A 17281-nucleotide genomic window follows, 5' to 3' on the forward strand; every position below is an offset into this window, starting at 1 on the left:
ATTTCCTCCTTAAGCGTAAAGCTTCTTAAATTCAGCAACAAATGAAGCTAGTTCATATTCAACCTGTTCACCGGTCGCCATATTTTTTACATTAATTTTTCCTTTTTCAAGCTCATCGTCACCAAGTACAGCCACGAATTTCGCTTCTAGTCGATCGGCTGATTTAAATTGCGCCTTCACTTTCCGATCGCTATAATCTTTTTCCACTGTAAAACCTGCTTCGCGTAATTGATACGCTAGTTTTACCGTATAATCTTTCGCTGCATCGCCCATGGAAACGAGGTAGCAGTCGATGCCTTGCTCAATCGGCAGTTCAACGTTTTCCGCTTGAAGTGCCGCAATTAGTCGCTCAATGCTTAGGGCAAAGCCGATTCCAGGCGTTTCAGGACCGCCGATTTCTTCAGCTAAGCCATTGTAACGGCCACCGCCGCAAAGCGTTGTAATCGCACCGAATCCTTCCGCTTCACTCATAATTTCAAATGCCGTATGATTGTAATAATCTAAACCACGTACAAGGGTCGGATCAACGACAAATTCAATGCCAAGGTCTGTCAAATGCTTTTGAACTTTTTCAAAATACACACGTGATTCTTCATTTAAATATTCAAGAATCGACGGTGCTGTTTTCATCAATTCATGATCACGGTCTTTTTTACAATCCAAAATACGCAATGGATTTTTCTCCAAACGACTTTGGCAATCACTACAAAACTCGCCAATCCGCGGTTTAAAGTGGTCGACCAAAGCATTACGGTGAGCTGTTCGACTTTCTTTGTCGCCAAGACTGTTAATCACAAGCTTTAACTTTTTCAAACCAAGCTCTTTATACAGTCCCATGGAAAGAGCCAATACTTCAGCATCAATCGCCGGATCCTTACTTCCTAACGCTTCAATTCCGAACTGCACGAATTGACGGAAACGACCTGCCTGCGGACGCTCATAACGGAACATCGGCCCGATATAATATAATTTTACCGGCTGATTCGGAAGACCGAACATTTTATTCTCAATATACGAACGAACAACAGCAGCCGTTCCCTCCGGACGTAACGTCAAGTCCCGATCGCCACGGTCTTTGAATGTATACATTTCCTTTTGAACGATATCTGTCGTATCACCGACACCACGTAAAAACAATTCTGTGTGCTCAAAAATCGGTGTTCTGATTTCTTTATATTGATAGCGACGACATAAATCACGCGCCGTTTTCTCGATATATTGCCAAATCTCCGTTGTACCCGGAAGCAAATCTTGCGTACCTCTTGGAATTTGAATGCTCATGAAGCTTCCTCCTTAATTGAATAAACAGATATTTTATTGTAAAACTCTGTTGTTTATATTTAATAATTTTACTCGTCTAAACACTACTGGAATGATCAACATAACAATTGTTTTCAGCCATTAAACATTTTCGTATATATTTAGACCTTAACACCGGGTATTTCTGACAGACAAAGATACTTTGCATGCAATCCAATTAAATAGTGGAATCATTTAAAGTACTACACTAAGTCTTGTCGTATCCAAGTTTAAGTCCATTCAATAATTTTACTCGTCCAACCATTACTGAAATGATTAATACAACAAAAAACTCCCATCCCTTGTAACATTGCTGCTACAAGGGACGAGAGTTGAAATTCCCGTGGTGCCACCCTTATTGAAACATATCATTATGCTTCCACTTAAAAAACAGTTAACGCCTGTCCTACGTTCATCTCTTACTAAAAAAATTTTTTCAGAGTGAAACCTCAGAAGTGTTCTTCATTAAGGCATCATGTAGAAATGCTTTCAGCCTAAGGCATTTCTTCTCTTTTCATGTGGTTCTTAATTACTTTTCTTCATCATTGGTTGTTTGTATGTATCAAAAATATAATAATTTTACTCATATACTTCATTAATAATAAGGACTATACCTAGTCTTGTCAATACCGCCATATTATTTCCCAATAGAAAGAGACTAACGGCCACCGAGCTTTTTTTTCAATTTTTGTACCTCTCGCTGATTTAAGCCATATTCTGATGCAAGTTCAAACATTGTTGAATCTTGTTCTTTTTGTAAATGATCTCGGAAATCGACACCGGAAAGTTGATTGGCTGGGTCTAGGCTTAATTGCCCTTTTTCACTAAATTTCATCATTCATCCCTCCTGCTTTTTTCTTAGTTTTACCCAAACCTCCAAGTTTTCTTCCTAAATAAACAGGAAATTTTATTACAAAGTAGAATTACTTATTGCTAGACGATTTTTCAACGAGGAGGAAGACATGAAAACTAAAACATATATCGCCGGGATTCTAACAGCAGCTCTTCTTACATCAAGTGGATTTTCGATCCAACCTGTATATGGTCAAAGTAACTCAGACATCACTGTCAATACAGAAGTGATCAATGTACGGGAAGGTCCGGCTTTAAGTTTCCCGGTTGTAGAAGAAGTTTACCGAGGAAGTACGTATCAGGTCGTTTCTGAGGAGAATGATTGGCTGGAAATTAAACTTGGTGAAAACAAATCGGGCTGGATTGCAGGCTATCTTGTTGCCGATCATGCGGAACGTGCAAAGCGTCTTGAAAAAGCAACGGTAACGTCTGATCATGTACGGATCCGCAAAGGCCCTGGCACGACTTTTGAAGAAACAGGTTATATAAATAGTGGCACTGAAATTAGCATCCTAGATCGAGATAATAATTGGATCCATTTTAAAAACGAGACGATTTCTGGATGGATATCTGCCGATTTTATCCAAGCGGGTAGAACTGAAAATAAAGTTACCAACGTACAACCTGTTAAAGCGACAGGAATTGCCTTAACGAACAATCTCAATGTCCGTGCATCTGCTTCTAAGGACGGGAGAGTAATTGGCAAACTAAAAAAAGATGCGACTATTTCATTCGAAGACATTCAAGGTGAGTGGGGGAAAATTACCTTGAATGGCGAAAGTGGTTGGGTAAATACATCATTCATTGCAATCGACGGTGAAGAAAAAGCCACTGTAACCGCGTCTGAACTAGTTGTTCGGAAATTTGCTACGACCGATGGAGAAATCATTGCGACTGTTCATCAAGGGGATTCCTTCACTATTTTGCAAGAGCGAAACGACATGGCAAAAATCCAATATGAATCTGGAAAAACCGGTTGGGTTGCGACTCGGTATTTGCAACAGCCAGGAAAATCGGTTCAAACCGTACCTATAAAGGAAGAAAAACCTACTAGTTCCACGATCGTCATCCTTCGTGATGGTACTAGTTTGCGAAGTGGTCCAGATACAAATACTACCTTACTCGCTCGTGCAAATAAGGGCGAAACGTTTTCCGTCCTCGGCGTGGAAAATGACTGGTACAAAATCCAGCTCGCAGAACAGACGGCTTATGTGGCAGGCTGGCTCGTTTCAACGGATGGACAAGCCCAACAAAGTAAACAATCCGGTATAGAAAAAAATCTCGCCGGTAAAGTGATTGTCCTTGACCCAGGCCATGGCGGAAGCGATCCAGGTACGATTGGCGTAGGCGGTACAATGGAAAAAGATTTAACGTTACGAACAGCTCGGATGCTTCAGGCAAAGCTAGAACAAGCAGGAGCAAACGTTATATTAACGCGCAGCCTTGATGCGTACATCACACTTCCAGCTCGGGTGGGAATTTCACAACTAAACGCGGCAGATGCCTATATTAGCATCCATTACGATGCGACTGAAGATACGAGAATTAACGGCTTTACTACATATTACTATCATTCCTATCAAATGCCGCTTGCCAAAGTTCTTGACGATGCCCTAAGCTCAAGCTTGAAAATTAATAATCGCGGATATCGTTTTGGTGACTATCATGTTTTACGAGAAAATGACCAAAACGCAGTCCTACTCGAACTCGGCTATTTAAGCAATCCAATTGAGGAAGTTAAAATCACCTCAGGTTCATATCAAGAAAAGGTAACTACTGCTATTCATAATGGATTAATGACGTTTTTTAAATAAAATGAAGTTAGACGTGCCTACTCCGGGCACGTTTTTTGGTTATGTTCAAAACTGTTCTTTCCTCTTCCTAAATGGGGTGCTGGCACGTAAATCTCGATTCGCGCTCGATAAGTAGAGACTCCGGCGCGAAAAGATCCCATTCTCGCACGTAAAGAGACGAATCCGGCACGCAAATTTGATTTGCGGCACGTAACGGATAAAAAGGACGCATCTTTTTTCAGTTTGCGCTCCGGATCGTAATATGTAAATGAGCAACACCTAGAAGGAAGTTCTTCCCTATTTGGTAAGCGTCTATCAACTTGGAGGCTAAACTATGAAACATGACCGGAAAATGTCAAAAAAAAGAAAGCAAACCAGTTTTGGTCTACTTTCTTATTTACTCTCAACAATCAAGGTTACCGGGCCATCATTGGTAAGCTCGACTTGCATATTAGCTCCGAATTGGCCTGTTTCAATGCGGATGTTTCGCTTACGAAATTCTTCGTTGAAAAGTTCGTAAATGGCGTTCGCTTCTTCTGGACGAGCGGCGTCCATGAAGTTCGGGCGGCGGCCTTTTTTGCAATCGCCGTATAAGGTGAATTGTGAAATAGAGAGGATTGAACCACCTACGTCGAGTAGGGAATGATTCATTTTCTCGTTTTCATCTTCAAAAATACGGAGATTAGTAATTTTTTCAGCGAGGTATGCGGCGTCTTCCGCTGTGTCGCCATGTGTAACACCGACCAGTAAAACAAGACCATGGTCGATGCTACCAATTGTTTCATGATTCACAAGTACTCTTGCTGCTTTAGAACGCTGTACAACAACACGCATGGTGATAACTCCTTAGTTCATGATTCTTCTAACTGAATAAATATCGGAAATTTGCTTCACTCGTTCGACGACCTTCTGCAGATGACTAATATTTTGGATTGCAATGGACATATTGATCGTCGCTACTTTGTTGCGATCCGACTTACCAGATACAGCCGTGATGTCCGTTTTCGTTTCATAGACCGCTTGTAGCACCTCGTTCAATAAACCGCGACGGTCAAAGCCGCTAATTTCAATATCTACATTGTATTCTTTGCGATCATTCAGATTTCCTTCCCACTCAACCGGGATGAGACGGTTTTCTGCTTCGCTCGTGTTTAGATTGGTACAGTCTCTTCTATGAACAGAAACCCCACGGCCTTTCGTAATGAAGCCGACAATTTCGTCGCCTGGAACTGGATTACAGCATTTTGATAAACGAATTAATAGATTATCAATGCCTGCTACGCGAACACCAGATTCCCGTTTTTTCGATTTATGAATCGTTTTAAGTTCAGAAACAGCTTCGGTAATCGTTGGCCCTTGTTCCATTTCTTTCTGTTTCCGCAATTTCTCGGTAAGCCTAGTGGTAATTTGTGCAGCCGTGATGCCGTTATAGCCAACAGCCGCATACATGTCTTCTTCGTTAGAGAAATTAAATTTTTCAGCAACACGTTTGATGTTTTCTTGAGTTAAGATTTCTTTTAACTCAAAATCCAAAGCTTTAATTTCCTTCTCGACCATTTCGCGGCCTTTTTCGATATTTTCTTCCCGACGTTGCTTTTTAAAAAATTGTCGAATTTTATTTTTTGCCTGTGAAGTTTGCGTAAGCTTCAACCAATCTGGACTTGGTCCATAGGAATGCTTAGACGTTAGAATTTCAATGATATCGCCTGTTTTCAGCTTGTTATCAAGCGGGACCATCTTGCCATTTACTTTAGCTCCTATCGTCTTATTGCCGATCTCTGAGTGAATGCGATAAGCAAAGTCAATCGGATTCGAACCAGATGGTAGCTCAATCACATCGCCTTTTGGGGTAAAAATAAACACCATATCTGAGAATAAATCAATCTTCAATGATTCGATAAATTCTTCAGCATTCGTCGCATCGTCCTGGAATTCAAGAATTTCACGGAAAAAGGTGAGTTTTTCTTCTAATGAAGATTGCTCATCAATTTCTTTGCCTTCTTTATACGCCCAGTGTGCAGCAATCCCGTATTCTGCAATTCGATGCATTTCGGAAGTACGAATTTGCACTTCCAGCGGATCGCCTTTTGGACCGATCACCGTCGTATGCAGCGATTGATACATATTTTGTTTCGGCATCGCGATATAATCTTTGAAGCGGCCTGGCATCGGTTTCCAGCATGTATGGATAATACCAAGCACGGCATAACAATCTTTAATGCTATTGACGACAATCCGTACAGCAAGCAAATCATAGATTTCACTGAATTGCTTGTTTTGCATGGCCATCTTGCGGTAAATGCTGTATATATGTTTCGGTCGTCCAGAAATATCCGCTTTGATTTTCACTTCATCTACTTCTTTGCGTACTTCCTGAATGACTTCATCTAAGTATTCTTCACGTTCGGCCCGCTTTTTCTTCATTAAATTTACGATACGGTAATATTGCTGAGGATTCAAATATCGAAGCGCTGTATCCTCAAGCTCCCATTTTATCGTACTAATCCCAAGACGGTGAGCGAGCGGTGCAAATATTTCCAATGTTTCGTTGGAAATCCTCCGTTGCTTTTCATGTGGAAGATGCTTTAACGTTCTCATGTTATGAAGACGGTCAGCTAGTTTAATTAAGATTACTCGAATATCTTGAGCCATGGCCACGAACATCTTCCTGTGATTCTCGGCCTGTTGCTCTTCTTGTGATTTATATTTAATTTTACCGAGCTTAGTTACACCATCAACAAGCATCGCCACTTCTTCACCAAACTGCGTTTCGATATCTTTCAACGTCACTTCGGTATCCTCCACTACATCGTGCAAAAATCCACCTGCAATGGTCGAAGGATCCATCTCAAGTTCTGTTAAAATGCCTGCAACTTGAATGGGATGAATAATATACGGCTCGCCTGATTTACGAAACTGCTCTCTGTGAGCGTGCTCCGCAAATTTATAGGCACGATAAATAAAGTCTGTCTCATCCTGTTGAAGATAGTTACTTGCCCGTTCAACAACCTGTTCAGCTGTTAAAATTTGATCATTTGCCATCGTATCACCTTTACCCCACTTTACCCAGCAGAATCGCCTATCAAAAGGTTTTTTCGAATCAGGTTAATAAAAAATAGCCACATTTAGTGCTGCCGCTGATGCTTCATCTTTCTACAAGACAAAATGGAAGGTACAGGTATTCAGCAAAAAGTGACATGTATTACAATTGGAAGTCAAGATCTTCCGCTATTTACGTCCAGAAAACAGAAAATTAGTATTGTATCTATTATCAAGAAAAAGAAGCCATATGTAAAGAGCTAAGACAGTATTTTCTGCATAATTCGAGGTGTTTTTAATTGGTAACGACAATATTCACCGTTTCTTTACAATATATCCATAATAAAAAGGGCCGACTTCACATTTTCACAGTGAGGTCTGACCCTTGGAAATATTCTCTCGTTTTAGTAGCTCATTAAAGTTAACACGTCATAACCTTCTAACTTACTTCTTCCTTCTAAGTATGTTAAGTCAATTAAGAAGGCAATTCCTGCAACTACACCACCAAGTTCTTCAACAAGCTTGATCGTTGCTTCAATCGTTCCGCCCGTTGCAAGCAGGTCGTCTGTAATTAGTACACGTTGTCCTGGTTTAATAACATCTTTATGCATCGTTAATACGTCTTTGCCGTACTCTAAGCCGTATTCAACTTTAATCGTTTCGCGTGGTAGTTTCCCTTCTTTACGAACTGGTGCAAAACCGACGCCAAGTGAGTAGGCTACTGGGCAACCAATAATGAAGCCACGTGCTTCCGGTCCTACAACGATGTCAATTTGTTTGTCTTTCGCATATTCAACGATTTGATCTGTTGCGTAACGATACGCTTCGCCGTTCTCCATAAGACTTGAGATGTCTTTAAATGAGATCCCTGGTTTCGGCCAGTCAGGTACAATCGTGATAAACTGATTTAAATCCATTGCTTTGTTTCCTCCTCAAGGCTTTGAGCCTTATGAACTAAATGATTGAACCAATCGAATAACTGCTGATAGGAAGAATAAACAAGCTCGCGTTCAAGCTCAAATTGCTCTTTCTTACGTGCATATGATTCTGATTCGCTCAAGTCGCGTTTATTCGCATTGTTTGTGAGCATAATTAACCCATTCTCTATTGTAACAAAATCTAGTTCAAAAAACACCTGTGAGATAAAATCAATCGTATCTCGTGACCAACCGCGATATTTCGCTAAATCATCACCATGTCGTTTCAAATCAAGCGGGCCTTTTTTTGCTAAAAAAGCATAAAACCATTTGAAATGTTCGCGCGTTGGCATCGTGCTGAGAAAATTCTCTTGCTGATGGTACAGATGAACATAAATCCGAGCAGGTTCTTTGTTTGCGATTAATTTTTCCAAAATAGACTTATACGGCGGCATATCCATTAAGATTAATGAACAATCGTTTACATCTACTTGTGCTGCCTCTTCTTCATTCTGAATGTGCAAAAACCCTTGTTCCTGTTGTAAAAATGGGTAACGACTAAGTGTCGTTTCTGAGAAAATAATGACTTTACGATTTTGCTTCGGCACATCATCAAGCCATTTTTCCACCTTATTCAGGCCGCGGTAATCGAAAAGCTGCCAATTCGTAACCGAAATATCTTGAAGAAAAATTTGCGGTTTCTTCATATTATTCCATTCATTAATCCCTAATTCCCCTATTACCGAAACTTCCGCATTTGGTGAAATATGATCAGCATAATTGCCGATTCCAAATCCGATTCCATCCAGTTTGACCGTTCCATTATCAAGTTGAAGTTTCAAGTGGTTTTGGTTCGAACCTATTTTACGAATGCCTGTAACACCAACGCTATCAATGACAACACGAGGTTTCGGATTGCTCATCCCGAACGGAGCAAGCAGACTCATTTCTTCAATGGTTTGAATGCTCACCTCGGTAAGATCCGTTTTCGCATCAAGCTTAGTGATTGGTGTGAAATCTTCTTCTGTTAATTGGTCAGCCGCTAGTTTGTTCAGCCTGTTTCTTAAATCTGAAACATCATCGAGCTTCAACGTCATTCCTGCAGCCATTGGATGACCCCCGAAGTGAGGTAGAATATCTGAACACAAGGTTAGATTTTTAAATAAATCAAAGCCTTCGATACTTCTAGCTGACCCTTTTGCAAGTCCTGTTTCGCTGTCATAACTTAACACGATAGTTGGGCGGTAAAATTTCTCAACAAGCTTGGAAGCCACAATACCGACGATGCCCGAATTCCAGCCTTCTTTCCCAATAATCAGGACACCATTATCGGCTGTTGGATAGTTTTCCTCTACTTCACGAATGGCTTCTTCGGCTATTTCAGCCACAATCGCTTGCCGTTCTTTATTCATTGCATCAATTTCTGTCGCTAGATCAGCCGCCGTTTCCATATCTTCGGCCATGAGTAAATCTACGGCAGGATCAGCTGCTCCGAGTCGTCCAGCAGCATTAATCCGCGGCGCCATGCCGAACCCGATCGATTCTTCATTCAACGTGTCCTGCTGGATGCTTGCTTTTTTCATAAGTGCAATGAGTCCTGGACGTCTAGTCTGACGCAGCTGTTCAATTCCCTTTGCTGCAAGTAAGCGATTTTCCCCATGAAGCGGGACAAGATCAGCAATCGTTCCAATCGCTGCAATTTCAAGCAAGTCCTCTGGCAATTCTCCAAGCAGCGCATGTGCAAGCTTGAAGGCAACGCCAACTCCAGCCAAGTCTTTGAATGGATAAGGGTTTCCGTCAATTTTAGGATGGATAATCGCCAACGCTTCTGGTAATTCCACACCTGGTTCATGGTGATCGGTGACAATGTAATCGATGCCTAACTCTTTCGCAATCTTAGCCTCGTGAATAGCTGAAATCCCCGTATCCACCGTAATTAATAGCTTTACTCCTTCTTGCGCTGCTAATCGAAAGGCCATTTCATTTGGGCCGTACCCTTCCGTAAATCGATTAGGAATGTAAAAATCAACATTCGCACCAAGCTTATTCAACGTATCCATCATCACGGTCGTCGAACTAACGCCGTCCGCATCGTAATCTCCGAAAATGCGAATTTTTTCGCCTTGATCTATGGCAGCTTTTATTCGTTCAACAGCCAGATCCATCCCTTTTAGTAAAAACGGATCGTGGAAAGCTTGTTTTTTTATAAAAAGAAAAGAGCGAGCTTCTTCAACCGTTTGGAAGCCTCGATTAACCAATAGTGATGCAACCAGAGGTGTTATATGAAGTTCCTTTGCTAGCATATTCGTAATCTGCTCATCAGCAGTTTGTAAATTCCAACGAGTTCTTGGCTTTAACAATACATTCACCCCTCAATCCTATAATTATACAAAAGAGGACGAGGGGTTTCAAACTTATTTCGTTTCCATCCGGCATCGCTGCATAGATTTTTCTTCCTTTTCATCTATTACGTGCCGCAAATCAAATTTGCGTGCCGGATTCGTCTCTTTACGTGCCAGATCGTATGGCTTTCGTGCCGGAATAGGGACGTTTCGTGCGAAATTTACGATTTGCGTGCCAAAGAAATATTTTGACCTAAAATGTTGAGATACTTATTCATCAATTATAAGTTGATATGTAACAGCTCTTGATTTGCCTTCTTTAGGGAGGTTCATTGAGTTAAGGAGTTTTGCAGAAATCGATGCTGATGGTATATCGAGAAAATTGCGAAACTCCCTATTCGTAATTTTAGTATCAACAAGTAGTGCATAATCTTGGATAGATTGGATGTGAGTTTTACTTGATTGATGATCACAAATATTGCATCTCCATTTACCTAATAATTTTTCCATTGGCAGTGTAAAACAGATTGGACAATGAACACCACTCATAAGTATTTCTCTTTGGATTTGATATTTCAATAATAAATCTTGATTCAGTGGTGTATGTGATTTCATAATTATTTTTGACACTTTCTTCATTGCTTTATGTGTCAGAAATTCTTTTGAATATTTATTCTCTAATCCTTGAAAAATGTGCAGAAATTTTTCTTTATGAATAACCTTTTTTGTAATTTTATGATTTCCCTGGGTTGTTTTTAATTGAGTATAAGGATTTGAAAAAATAACGAGGGTTTCAATTGGAATTGTTCCGAGTTTTTGTTCATGAAGATATATTAGAAGATTGGAGCGGTGTTGTTCTACTTGTGAAACAGGATCCGGGAAGGTTTCCTCGATGTCCTGTTGAGTCGTTCGGATTAATTGATCAAACTGGGGATCAAAATAAACCGTCCCTACATAATTCTTCACTTCAAGAATTAACGCAAAATTGGCGGAAAGAATTAAATAATCGATCTGAAAAAAATGATTTTTAATCGGCAGTCTTATATCATGAAAAATCAGGTATTGTTTCTCATTCAAAAAACTCAGTGTATAAACGAGGGACTGCTCACCTCGAAAACCAGCCAAATACTTGCCATAATCATTCTCAATAATTGGTCGTTTCGGATCTTCTAAAGGTAATCTTCGCAATAAAGCCTCCATTTTTCTTAATGTTAGCGAAGGTCCACATCCTTTAATAAACAAAAAATCACTCCTTATATTTTGTCATCTAAATCATTCGACAAAACCAAAGGAAATCCTACTCATTATAGCAAAAACCTATTTAATCTTTACAAAATAAGGTGGAAAATTGTCTAGTTCTGTATCATATCAACCCTTTACGAGCCGCTATTCAATTTTGCGTGCCTGGTTCGTCTCTTTACGTGCCAGTTCAGAAGAATTTCATGCCGGCATGGACTCGTTTCGTGCGTAATTTACGATTTACGTGCCACAGCAAGATTGAAGACGGATACTCCATTCAAACCCCTTTATTACAACTTTTATTATCCCCCCCCATGCTTCATGATGTGCGGAAAGCAATTATTGCGGATTACACCCTACGTGCCGGATCCGTCTCTTTACGTGCCAGTTCGGAAGGATTTCATGCCGGAATGGACACGTTTCGTGCGTGATTTACGATTTACGTGCCACAGCCTAATTCAATCAATTCACGAAGAAAACAAAATAAAGGACCAGCACAATCGCTGGTCCTTCATATTATACTTGTCCTTCTAGATTTTCTTTTTTAGCTTTTTCTGTGTTGAGTGTTCCTTTTTTCTTCAGTTCTTTTACTTTCAAGTCAAGCCAGAATTGAGAAGCAATGAAGAGTGAAGAATATACGCCGCAAAGCATTCCGATTAGGAGTGCAAGTGCGAAGTTTCTAATTGCATCGCTACCGAAGATTAACAAGGCGACAACAGCAACAAGTACGGTTAATACGGTGTTGATGGAGCGTGTTAATGTTTGGCGGATACTGATGTTTGTAATTTCTTCGAGTTCTTCCACTGTCTTGATTTTCTTCTTATGACGCAGATTTTCCCGGATCCGGTCAAAGGTTACGATCGTATCATTGATCGAGTAGCCGATGATCGTCAGTACGGCTGCGATAAAGGTTAGATCGACCTCAATTTGCAGTAAGCTGAATATGGTTATGATGAAAAATGCATCATGCAGGAGCGCGATAACCGTTGGTACACCCATTCTCCATTCAAAACGAACAGAAACATACAGGATGATACCTAGTGATGCAATCAAGACAGCCTTCAAAGCATTTTTCGCAAGTTCTTTACCGACTGTTGGCGAAACAGTGCTGACATTCGGCTCAGATTTATACTTTTTGATGAAATGGCTTTTTAGGTCAGCGATTTCTTGTTTAGTCAGGACACCTTTTAATCGGACAACACCTGATTGATTATTTGTACCAGCAAGGACTATGTCTTCTGTCTTCAGATTGAGAGAATCAAATTCACCTTTAATTTCTTCTTTCGTGAGCGGTTGAGCTGAAGACACTTCAATGCGTGTACCACTGCTGAAGTCAATGCCAAGGTTCAAGCCGAAAACAAATAGGAAGATGATGCCGATGATTGTTACACCAATTGATAGCCCGTAAAAGATTTTTCTTGTTTTAACAAAATCAAGTTTATCAAAACGAGTAGGCAAGTGATATAGGTCCATTTTTTCAGCAAGATCATGAATATGTTTCTTGTTTACCCCAAACCAGCCTGGGCGCTTGTTAAAGATATTGCTGTTCACCCATAGGTTCATAAAGAAGCGAGTTCCATAAACCGCTGTAATAAAGCTCATTAAAATACTGATGATAAGCGTCGTTGCGAATCCTTTAACAGAGCTTGTGCCATAAAAGAACAATACGCCTGCAGCAAGTAGCGTCGTTAAGTTGGCATCGAAAATCGTGCTAAGTGAGTTTTTCGTGCCCTCAGCTACAGCAGCTTTCACTGAGCGGCCAAGCTTGATTTCATCCTTAATCCGTTCATATGTAATAATATTCGCGTCGACAGCCATTCCAACTCCGAGAATCAAGGCAGCGATTCCTGGCAATGTCAAGACAGCGTTCATCCAATCAAACACAAGTAATGTTAAGAAAATATAAACAGCTAAAGTCACGACCGCGATGAAGCCTGGGAATCGGTAATATCCTAACATGAATACGAAAATAAGCAGAATACCGATGATTCCAGCAAGAATGGTTTCATTTAATGCCTGCTCACCGAACTGTGCTCCCACTGATGTTGAATATACTTCTTTCAATTCAACTGGCAGGGAACCTGCATTTAACAGATCAGCTAGTTCTTTTGATTCTTTCACTGTGAAGTTTCCAGTAATCTGAACTGTATCTGTATTAAATACTTGGGATACTGCAGGTGCGGAGATCATATTCTCTTGATTTCCTTTGATGGAATCTTTTCCTTCTTCAAAATCAAGCCAAATTGCCAAAAGATTGGTACCTTGAGGCATAGCTGAAATTTTTTGCGTCACTTCTTTGAATTTATTTTTATCTTTTAACGTGACAGATACAGCAGGAGTGTTATTTTCATCAAAAGTTGGCTTTGCTCCACCTTCTTTTAAATCAGAACCAGTTAGCATCAATTTATCGTTGTAATCACGGAACGTGAGCTTCGCTTGAGTCGATAAAATTTCCCGGGCTTTATTCTGGTCTTTAACACCAGCTAATTGCACACGAATTCTATTTTTCCCCTCAATTGAAATGACTGGTTCACTAACACCAAGGACGTTCACTCTTCGGTTTAAAGACTCTACCGTACTACTTAGTACATCTTGAGTCACCTTTTGATTTTCACCTGGTATTACTTCATACAGAACCTCAAATCCACCTTGAAGATCAAGACCGAGCTTAATATTGCTCAAGATTCCTTTTGAAGTGGTACCTATCGTCGCGATAATTAATAACAAGATGAGAAAAAACGCAACGATTCTACTTCTTTTTACCATTGATTTGTGGACCCCTTTCTATTACACGCCTTACCCAATAGTTTCAATGATCGGTATTATCGGCATCCTCACGAAAGAAACGGGTTCTCCCGAACTAAGTTTCAACCTGTTCGTATTTGATGAAAAGCGTATAACGTACCTAATCAAAAAATAGGCTTAAAGCGCTATTTCTCCAAGAAATTTTCTAAATAATTGCAACACCATTATTATGAAACAATTACAAACTACTGTCAATTTAAGTTTATCCCATTTACAAAACATTAATCTTTAAGTAGTTCTTTCAGCTCTTCACTCGATAATTCCTCGAATAAATTGGGTGCTGTATAGGCTTCTATCATTTTATAGGTCATATATTGGTTAGAAGAAAGAGTGAGGATGTCTTGGACAATTTCATGAATATGTATATCTGGCTCTGGTTTTTTCCATCTTTTCGAAACAAGACATCCCCATAGTTCATTTTCGTTCACCTCATCTAAACCGAACAGTCGTAATTCTTCTACTTTGTTGCGTAAAACAGGCTTTACTTTTATAAAATAGCGCTGATAGGGATGATGTTTCTCCATTAGTGACACCTCCATGGGATCATTTTGCTGATTTTTCCGTTGCTTTTTAGAAGACTAAGTCATGCTTTGTCCACATTCTCATATAGATAATTGTATATGATATTAGCTTTTTTGAGAAGGCAGGGATGAATGGCATGTCGAAGTTTTTAAAAGGAACCCTCATTTTGCTTGGTGCGAGCTTGATAACGAGGATTCTTGGATTTATTAATCGAATCGTAATTGCCCGTTTCATCGGTGAAGAGGGCGTTGGTTTATACATGATGGCGCTTCCCACTTTATTCCTTGTCGTCAATATTACGCAACTCGGCTTGCCCGTAGCCATTTCCAAGTATGTTGCAGAAGCAAATGCTAAAGGTGATGAACGAAAAGTAAAGAAAATCCTTGTCGTTTCAATTGCCTGTACGATTACTTTATCACTCATTTTCACACCAGCTATGATTTTACTTGCTCCTTGGATAAGTCAACATCTTTTCACAGATGATCGTACCGAGTGGCCGTTAATGGCTATTGCACCAATTGTGCCGATTATCGCTATTTCATCGGTTATTCGAGGCTACTTCCAAGGCAAGCAAAATATGAAGCCGTTCGCGTTTTCGCAAGTGATTGAACAAATTGCTCGGATTACCTTCATTGCTGTTTTGACAAAAGCGTTTCTGCCATATGGGATTGAATATGCAGCAGCTGGTGCGATGTTTGCTTCAATTATCGGTGAACTTGTTTCACTCGTTTATTTACTTACGATGTTTAAAATAAAAAAACATTTTAAAATGCGTAAAAATTTCTTTTCCGTTTTTTCATCTAGTAAATCAACGCTTAAGGAATTGATGAGTATTGCCTTACCAAATACCGGTAGCCGCTTCATTGGAAATGTCGCTTGGTTTCTCGAGCCAATTGTCGTTGCTCAAAGCCTAGCCATTGCCGGATTAACAGCATCTATGGCGACAAAACAATATGGAGAACTAACCGGATATGCCTTACCTTTATTAATGTTGCCATCTTTCGTGACCGCGTCCTTAGCAACATCCTTAATCCCATCTATTAGCGAAGCTCGATCGGTTGGTGATACTAATTTAATCGAGCGAAGGCTTCAGCAATCGATCCGAATTACCTTAATAACAGGTGCCTTAGCTGTTGTCGTTTTATTCGTCCTGGCTGAACCGATTTTACAAATGATGTACGGATCTGATAATGCGGCTGTTTTCATTAAATTTTTAGCCCCGTTTTTCATCTTGTTTTATTTTCAAACGCCATTACAGTCGATGCTTCAGGCACTCGATTTGGCCAAAGCGGCTATGGTAAACAGCTTAATCGGTTCCATTGTCAAAATTGCAGCTATTTGGTTTCTTGCTTCAAAAGAAAGTTTCGGCATCATGGGTGCCACAATCGGAATTGCCGTAGGCACTGTATTAGTCACATTCCTACATTTCACAACTCTTTTAAAAATCATCCCGGTTACGATCCATCTTCGTTTATATGCATCGACACTATTCATTACACTGCTAACTGGACTTTGTGGACATTATTCGTATTATACACTGGTCATTTCTCAGCCTTTGTTGCCAAGACTGTTGATTTCATGCGTCAATATGGTTGTCACATTCACTTTGCTTCTTTTACTTCTTGGAGAAATAAAGAAAACCGAACTGCAACGGATTCCAGTTATTGGCCATATGCTTGCAAGACTTGCCTGGCGCTAGCTAATGCTCCGGGCTATTTTTTTCATCAATAAACAATTGACCGTCCGTATAGCTGCAAAACGAAATGTGCTTAATGTTTGTGTATCCTTTTTTATCTAGCTCTTGCATGAGCCACTCGGGCGTTTGATTAATATAAGTCAAATTATCTTCTTGTAATTCGCCATCTAAAATAAGTGGAAAAGGACCCGTTTTCGCCGATTTCTTTACTTTGGACTTTTCAATGACAGAAAGCTCACCAGACGTTTCTAATATTGCATACTCGACATCGCCAATATTAATAATATTTTGTGATCTTAACTGAGCCAGTAAATCATCGAAATTATAGCGCTGACTCCGCATCGCATTTTCATTAATTTTCCCTTTACTAATAATGACTGTCGGTGATCCTTCAACAAGATTCCGGAATTTTAGGCTTTTTAATGAAAAATAAGCAAATGTGATTTGCGTGATTAATAATATCATCATCGGTAATAACGTAGACATGATCGGTTGATCCAATCTATCTATAGAAACGACTGCCATTTCCCCAATCATGATAAATACGACTAAATCCAGCACACTAAGCTCCCCTACTTCTCTTTTCCCCATCATTCGAAAAATAATCAGAATGACGATGTAAAGAAACAGGGTCCTCAAACTTAATTCGATATAATCATGCATCTGTCATTCCCCCAATCTGTTTTAGGATAGACGGAATACAGGGAAATTATTTACCTTGTTTAGCGCTCTTTTTTGTCCCAGTTTAACAGGCTGTATTCCCCACCACTTGAAGTT

General features: G+C 40.0%; 12 protein-coding genes and 1 other annotated feature. Of the genes, 2 read left to right on the forward strand and 10 right to left on the reverse strand.

Features of this window, described 5'->3' with window-relative positions; all coding sequences use genetic code 11:
• Positions 1-9 precede the first annotated feature (9 nt).
• Both hisS and HNP81_RS04695 read right to left on the reverse strand, forming a co-directional pair.
• On the reverse strand, positions 10-1281 hold the full coding sequence (gene hisS, locus HNP81_RS04690) for a histidine--tRNA ligase (protein WP_182501745.1): 1272 nt from the start codon (positions 1279-1281) through the stop codon (positions 10-12).
• A 336-nt stretch (positions 1282-1617) separates the two neighbouring features.
• Positions 1618-1854: a binding site (T-box leader), on the reverse strand.
• Positions 1855-1957: 103 nt separating this feature from the next.
• Positions 1958-2137 carry a hypothetical protein gene (locus tag HNP81_RS04695; protein WP_182501885.1) on the reverse strand — a complete coding sequence of 60 codons (180 nt, stop codon included), beginning with the start codon at positions 2135-2137 and terminating at the stop codon, positions 1958-1960.
• A gap of 124 nt (positions 2138-2261) precedes the next feature.
• On the opposite strand from HNP81_RS04695, the gene HNP81_RS04700 reads away from it, so the two are divergent.
• Complete coding sequence (locus HNP81_RS04700) at positions 2262-3965, forward strand: N-acetylmuramoyl-L-alanine amidase family protein (protein WP_182501746.1); 1704 nt, start codon at positions 2262-2264, stop codon at positions 3963-3965.
• 372 nt (positions 3966-4337) lie between these two features.
• On the opposite strand, the gene dtd is transcribed toward HNP81_RS04700, so the two are convergent.
• From dtd to HNP81_RS04735, 7 genes are all read right to left on the reverse strand, one after another.
• Positions 4338-4778, reverse strand: a complete 441-nt coding sequence (gene dtd, locus HNP81_RS04705) for a D-aminoacyl-tRNA deacylase (RefSeq protein WP_182501747.1) — start codon at positions 4776-4778, stop codon at positions 4338-4340.
• A gap of 12 nt (positions 4779-4790) precedes the next feature.
• On the reverse strand, positions 4791-6986 hold the full coding sequence (locus HNP81_RS04710; RefSeq protein WP_182501748.1) for a RelA/SpoT family protein: 2196 nt from the start codon (positions 6984-6986) through the stop codon (positions 4791-4793).
• 401 nt (positions 6987-7387) lie between these two features.
• Positions 7388-7900 (reverse strand): adenine phosphoribosyltransferase, encoded by a 513-nt coding sequence (locus tag HNP81_RS04715; RefSeq protein WP_182501749.1) that lies wholly within the window; start codon positions 7898-7900, stop codon positions 7388-7390.
• The gene (gene recJ, locus HNP81_RS04720; protein ID WP_182501750.1) at positions 7891-10260 is read right to left on the reverse strand and encodes a single-stranded-DNA-specific exonuclease RecJ; all 2370 of its coding nucleotides are present in this window, start codon (positions 10258-10260) and stop codon (positions 7891-7893) included. Before recJ ends, HNP81_RS04715 begins: the two co-directional genes overlap by 10 nt.
• A gap of 252 nt (positions 10261-10512) precedes the next feature.
• Entirely contained in the window at positions 10513-11484 is a 972-nt protein-coding gene (locus HNP81_RS04725; RefSeq protein WP_182501751.1) for a nuclease-related domain-containing protein, read from the reverse strand.
• Positions 11485-11997: 513 nt separating this feature from the next.
• The gene (gene secDF / locus HNP81_RS04730; protein ID WP_182501752.1) at positions 11998-14247 is read right to left on the reverse strand and encodes a protein translocase subunit SecDF; all 2250 of its coding nucleotides are present in this window, start codon (positions 14245-14247) and stop codon (positions 11998-12000) included.
• 260 nt (positions 14248-14507) lie between these two features.
• A complete protein-coding gene (locus tag HNP81_RS04735; RefSeq protein ID WP_028392056.1) occupies positions 14508-14810 on the reverse strand; it encodes a post-transcriptional regulator in 303 nt (100 codons plus the stop codon).
• Positions 14811-14944: 134 nt separating this feature from the next.
• Between HNP81_RS04735 and spoVB the strand changes: the two genes are divergently transcribed.
• Positions 14945-16507: a stage V sporulation protein B gene (gene spoVB, locus HNP81_RS04740; RefSeq protein WP_182501753.1), complete on the forward strand. Its 1563-nt coding sequence runs from the start codon at positions 14945-14947 to the stop codon at positions 16505-16507.
• On the opposite strand, the gene HNP81_RS04745 is transcribed toward spoVB, so the two are convergent.
• Positions 16508-17167: a DUF421 domain-containing protein gene (locus HNP81_RS04745; protein ID WP_028392058.1), complete on the reverse strand. Its 660-nt coding sequence runs from the start codon at positions 17165-17167 to the stop codon at positions 16508-16510. It abuts the gene before it with no gap.
• Positions 17168-17281: the final 114 nt, after the last annotated feature.

The organism is Peribacillus huizhouensis, from assembly GCF_014138605.1.
In the GTDB taxonomy this organism is placed as follows: Bacteria; Bacillota; Bacilli; order Bacillales; family DSM-1321; genus Peribacillus; species Peribacillus huizhouensis.

What these genes read in the sequence shown, in the direction of transcription:
- HNP81_RS04700 (WP_182501746.1), top strand. Translation starts at nt 2,262, where the DNA reads ATGAAAACTAAAACATATATCGCCGGGATTCTAACAGCAGCTCTTCTT.
- dtd (WP_182501747.1), bottom strand. Translation starts at nt 4,778, where the DNA reads ATGCGTGTTGTTGTACAGCGTTCTAAAGCAGCAAGAGTACTTGTGAAT.
- HNP81_RS04745 (WP_028392058.1), bottom strand. Translation starts at nt 17,167, where the DNA reads ATGCATGATTATATCGAATTAAGTTTGAGGACCCTGTTTCTTTACATC.
- HNP81_RS04735 (WP_028392056.1), bottom strand. Translation starts at nt 14,810, where the DNA reads ATGGAGAAACATCATCCCTATCAGCGCTATTTTATAAAAGTAAAGCCT.
- hisS (WP_182501745.1), bottom strand. Translation starts at nt 1,281, where the DNA reads ATGAGCATTCAAATTCCAAGAGGTACGCAAGATTTGCTTCCGGGTACA.
- spoVB (WP_182501753.1), top strand. Translation starts at nt 14,945, where the DNA reads ATGTCGAAGTTTTTAAAAGGAACCCTCATTTTGCTTGGTGCGAGCTTG.
- HNP81_RS04715 (WP_182501749.1), bottom strand. Translation starts at nt 7,900, where the DNA reads ATGGATTTAAATCAGTTTATCACGATTGTACCTGACTGGCCGAAACCA.
- HNP81_RS04695 (WP_182501885.1), bottom strand. Translation starts at nt 2,137, where the DNA reads ATGATGAAATTTAGTGAAAAAGGGCAATTAAGCCTAGACCCAGCCAAT.
- secDF (WP_182501752.1), bottom strand. Translation starts at nt 14,247, where the DNA reads ATGGTAAAAAGAAGTAGAATCGTTGCGTTTTTTCTCATCTTGTTATTA.
- HNP81_RS04710 (WP_182501748.1), bottom strand. Translation starts at nt 6,986, where the DNA reads ATGGCAAATGATCAAATTTTAACAGCTGAACAGGTTGTTGAACGGGCA.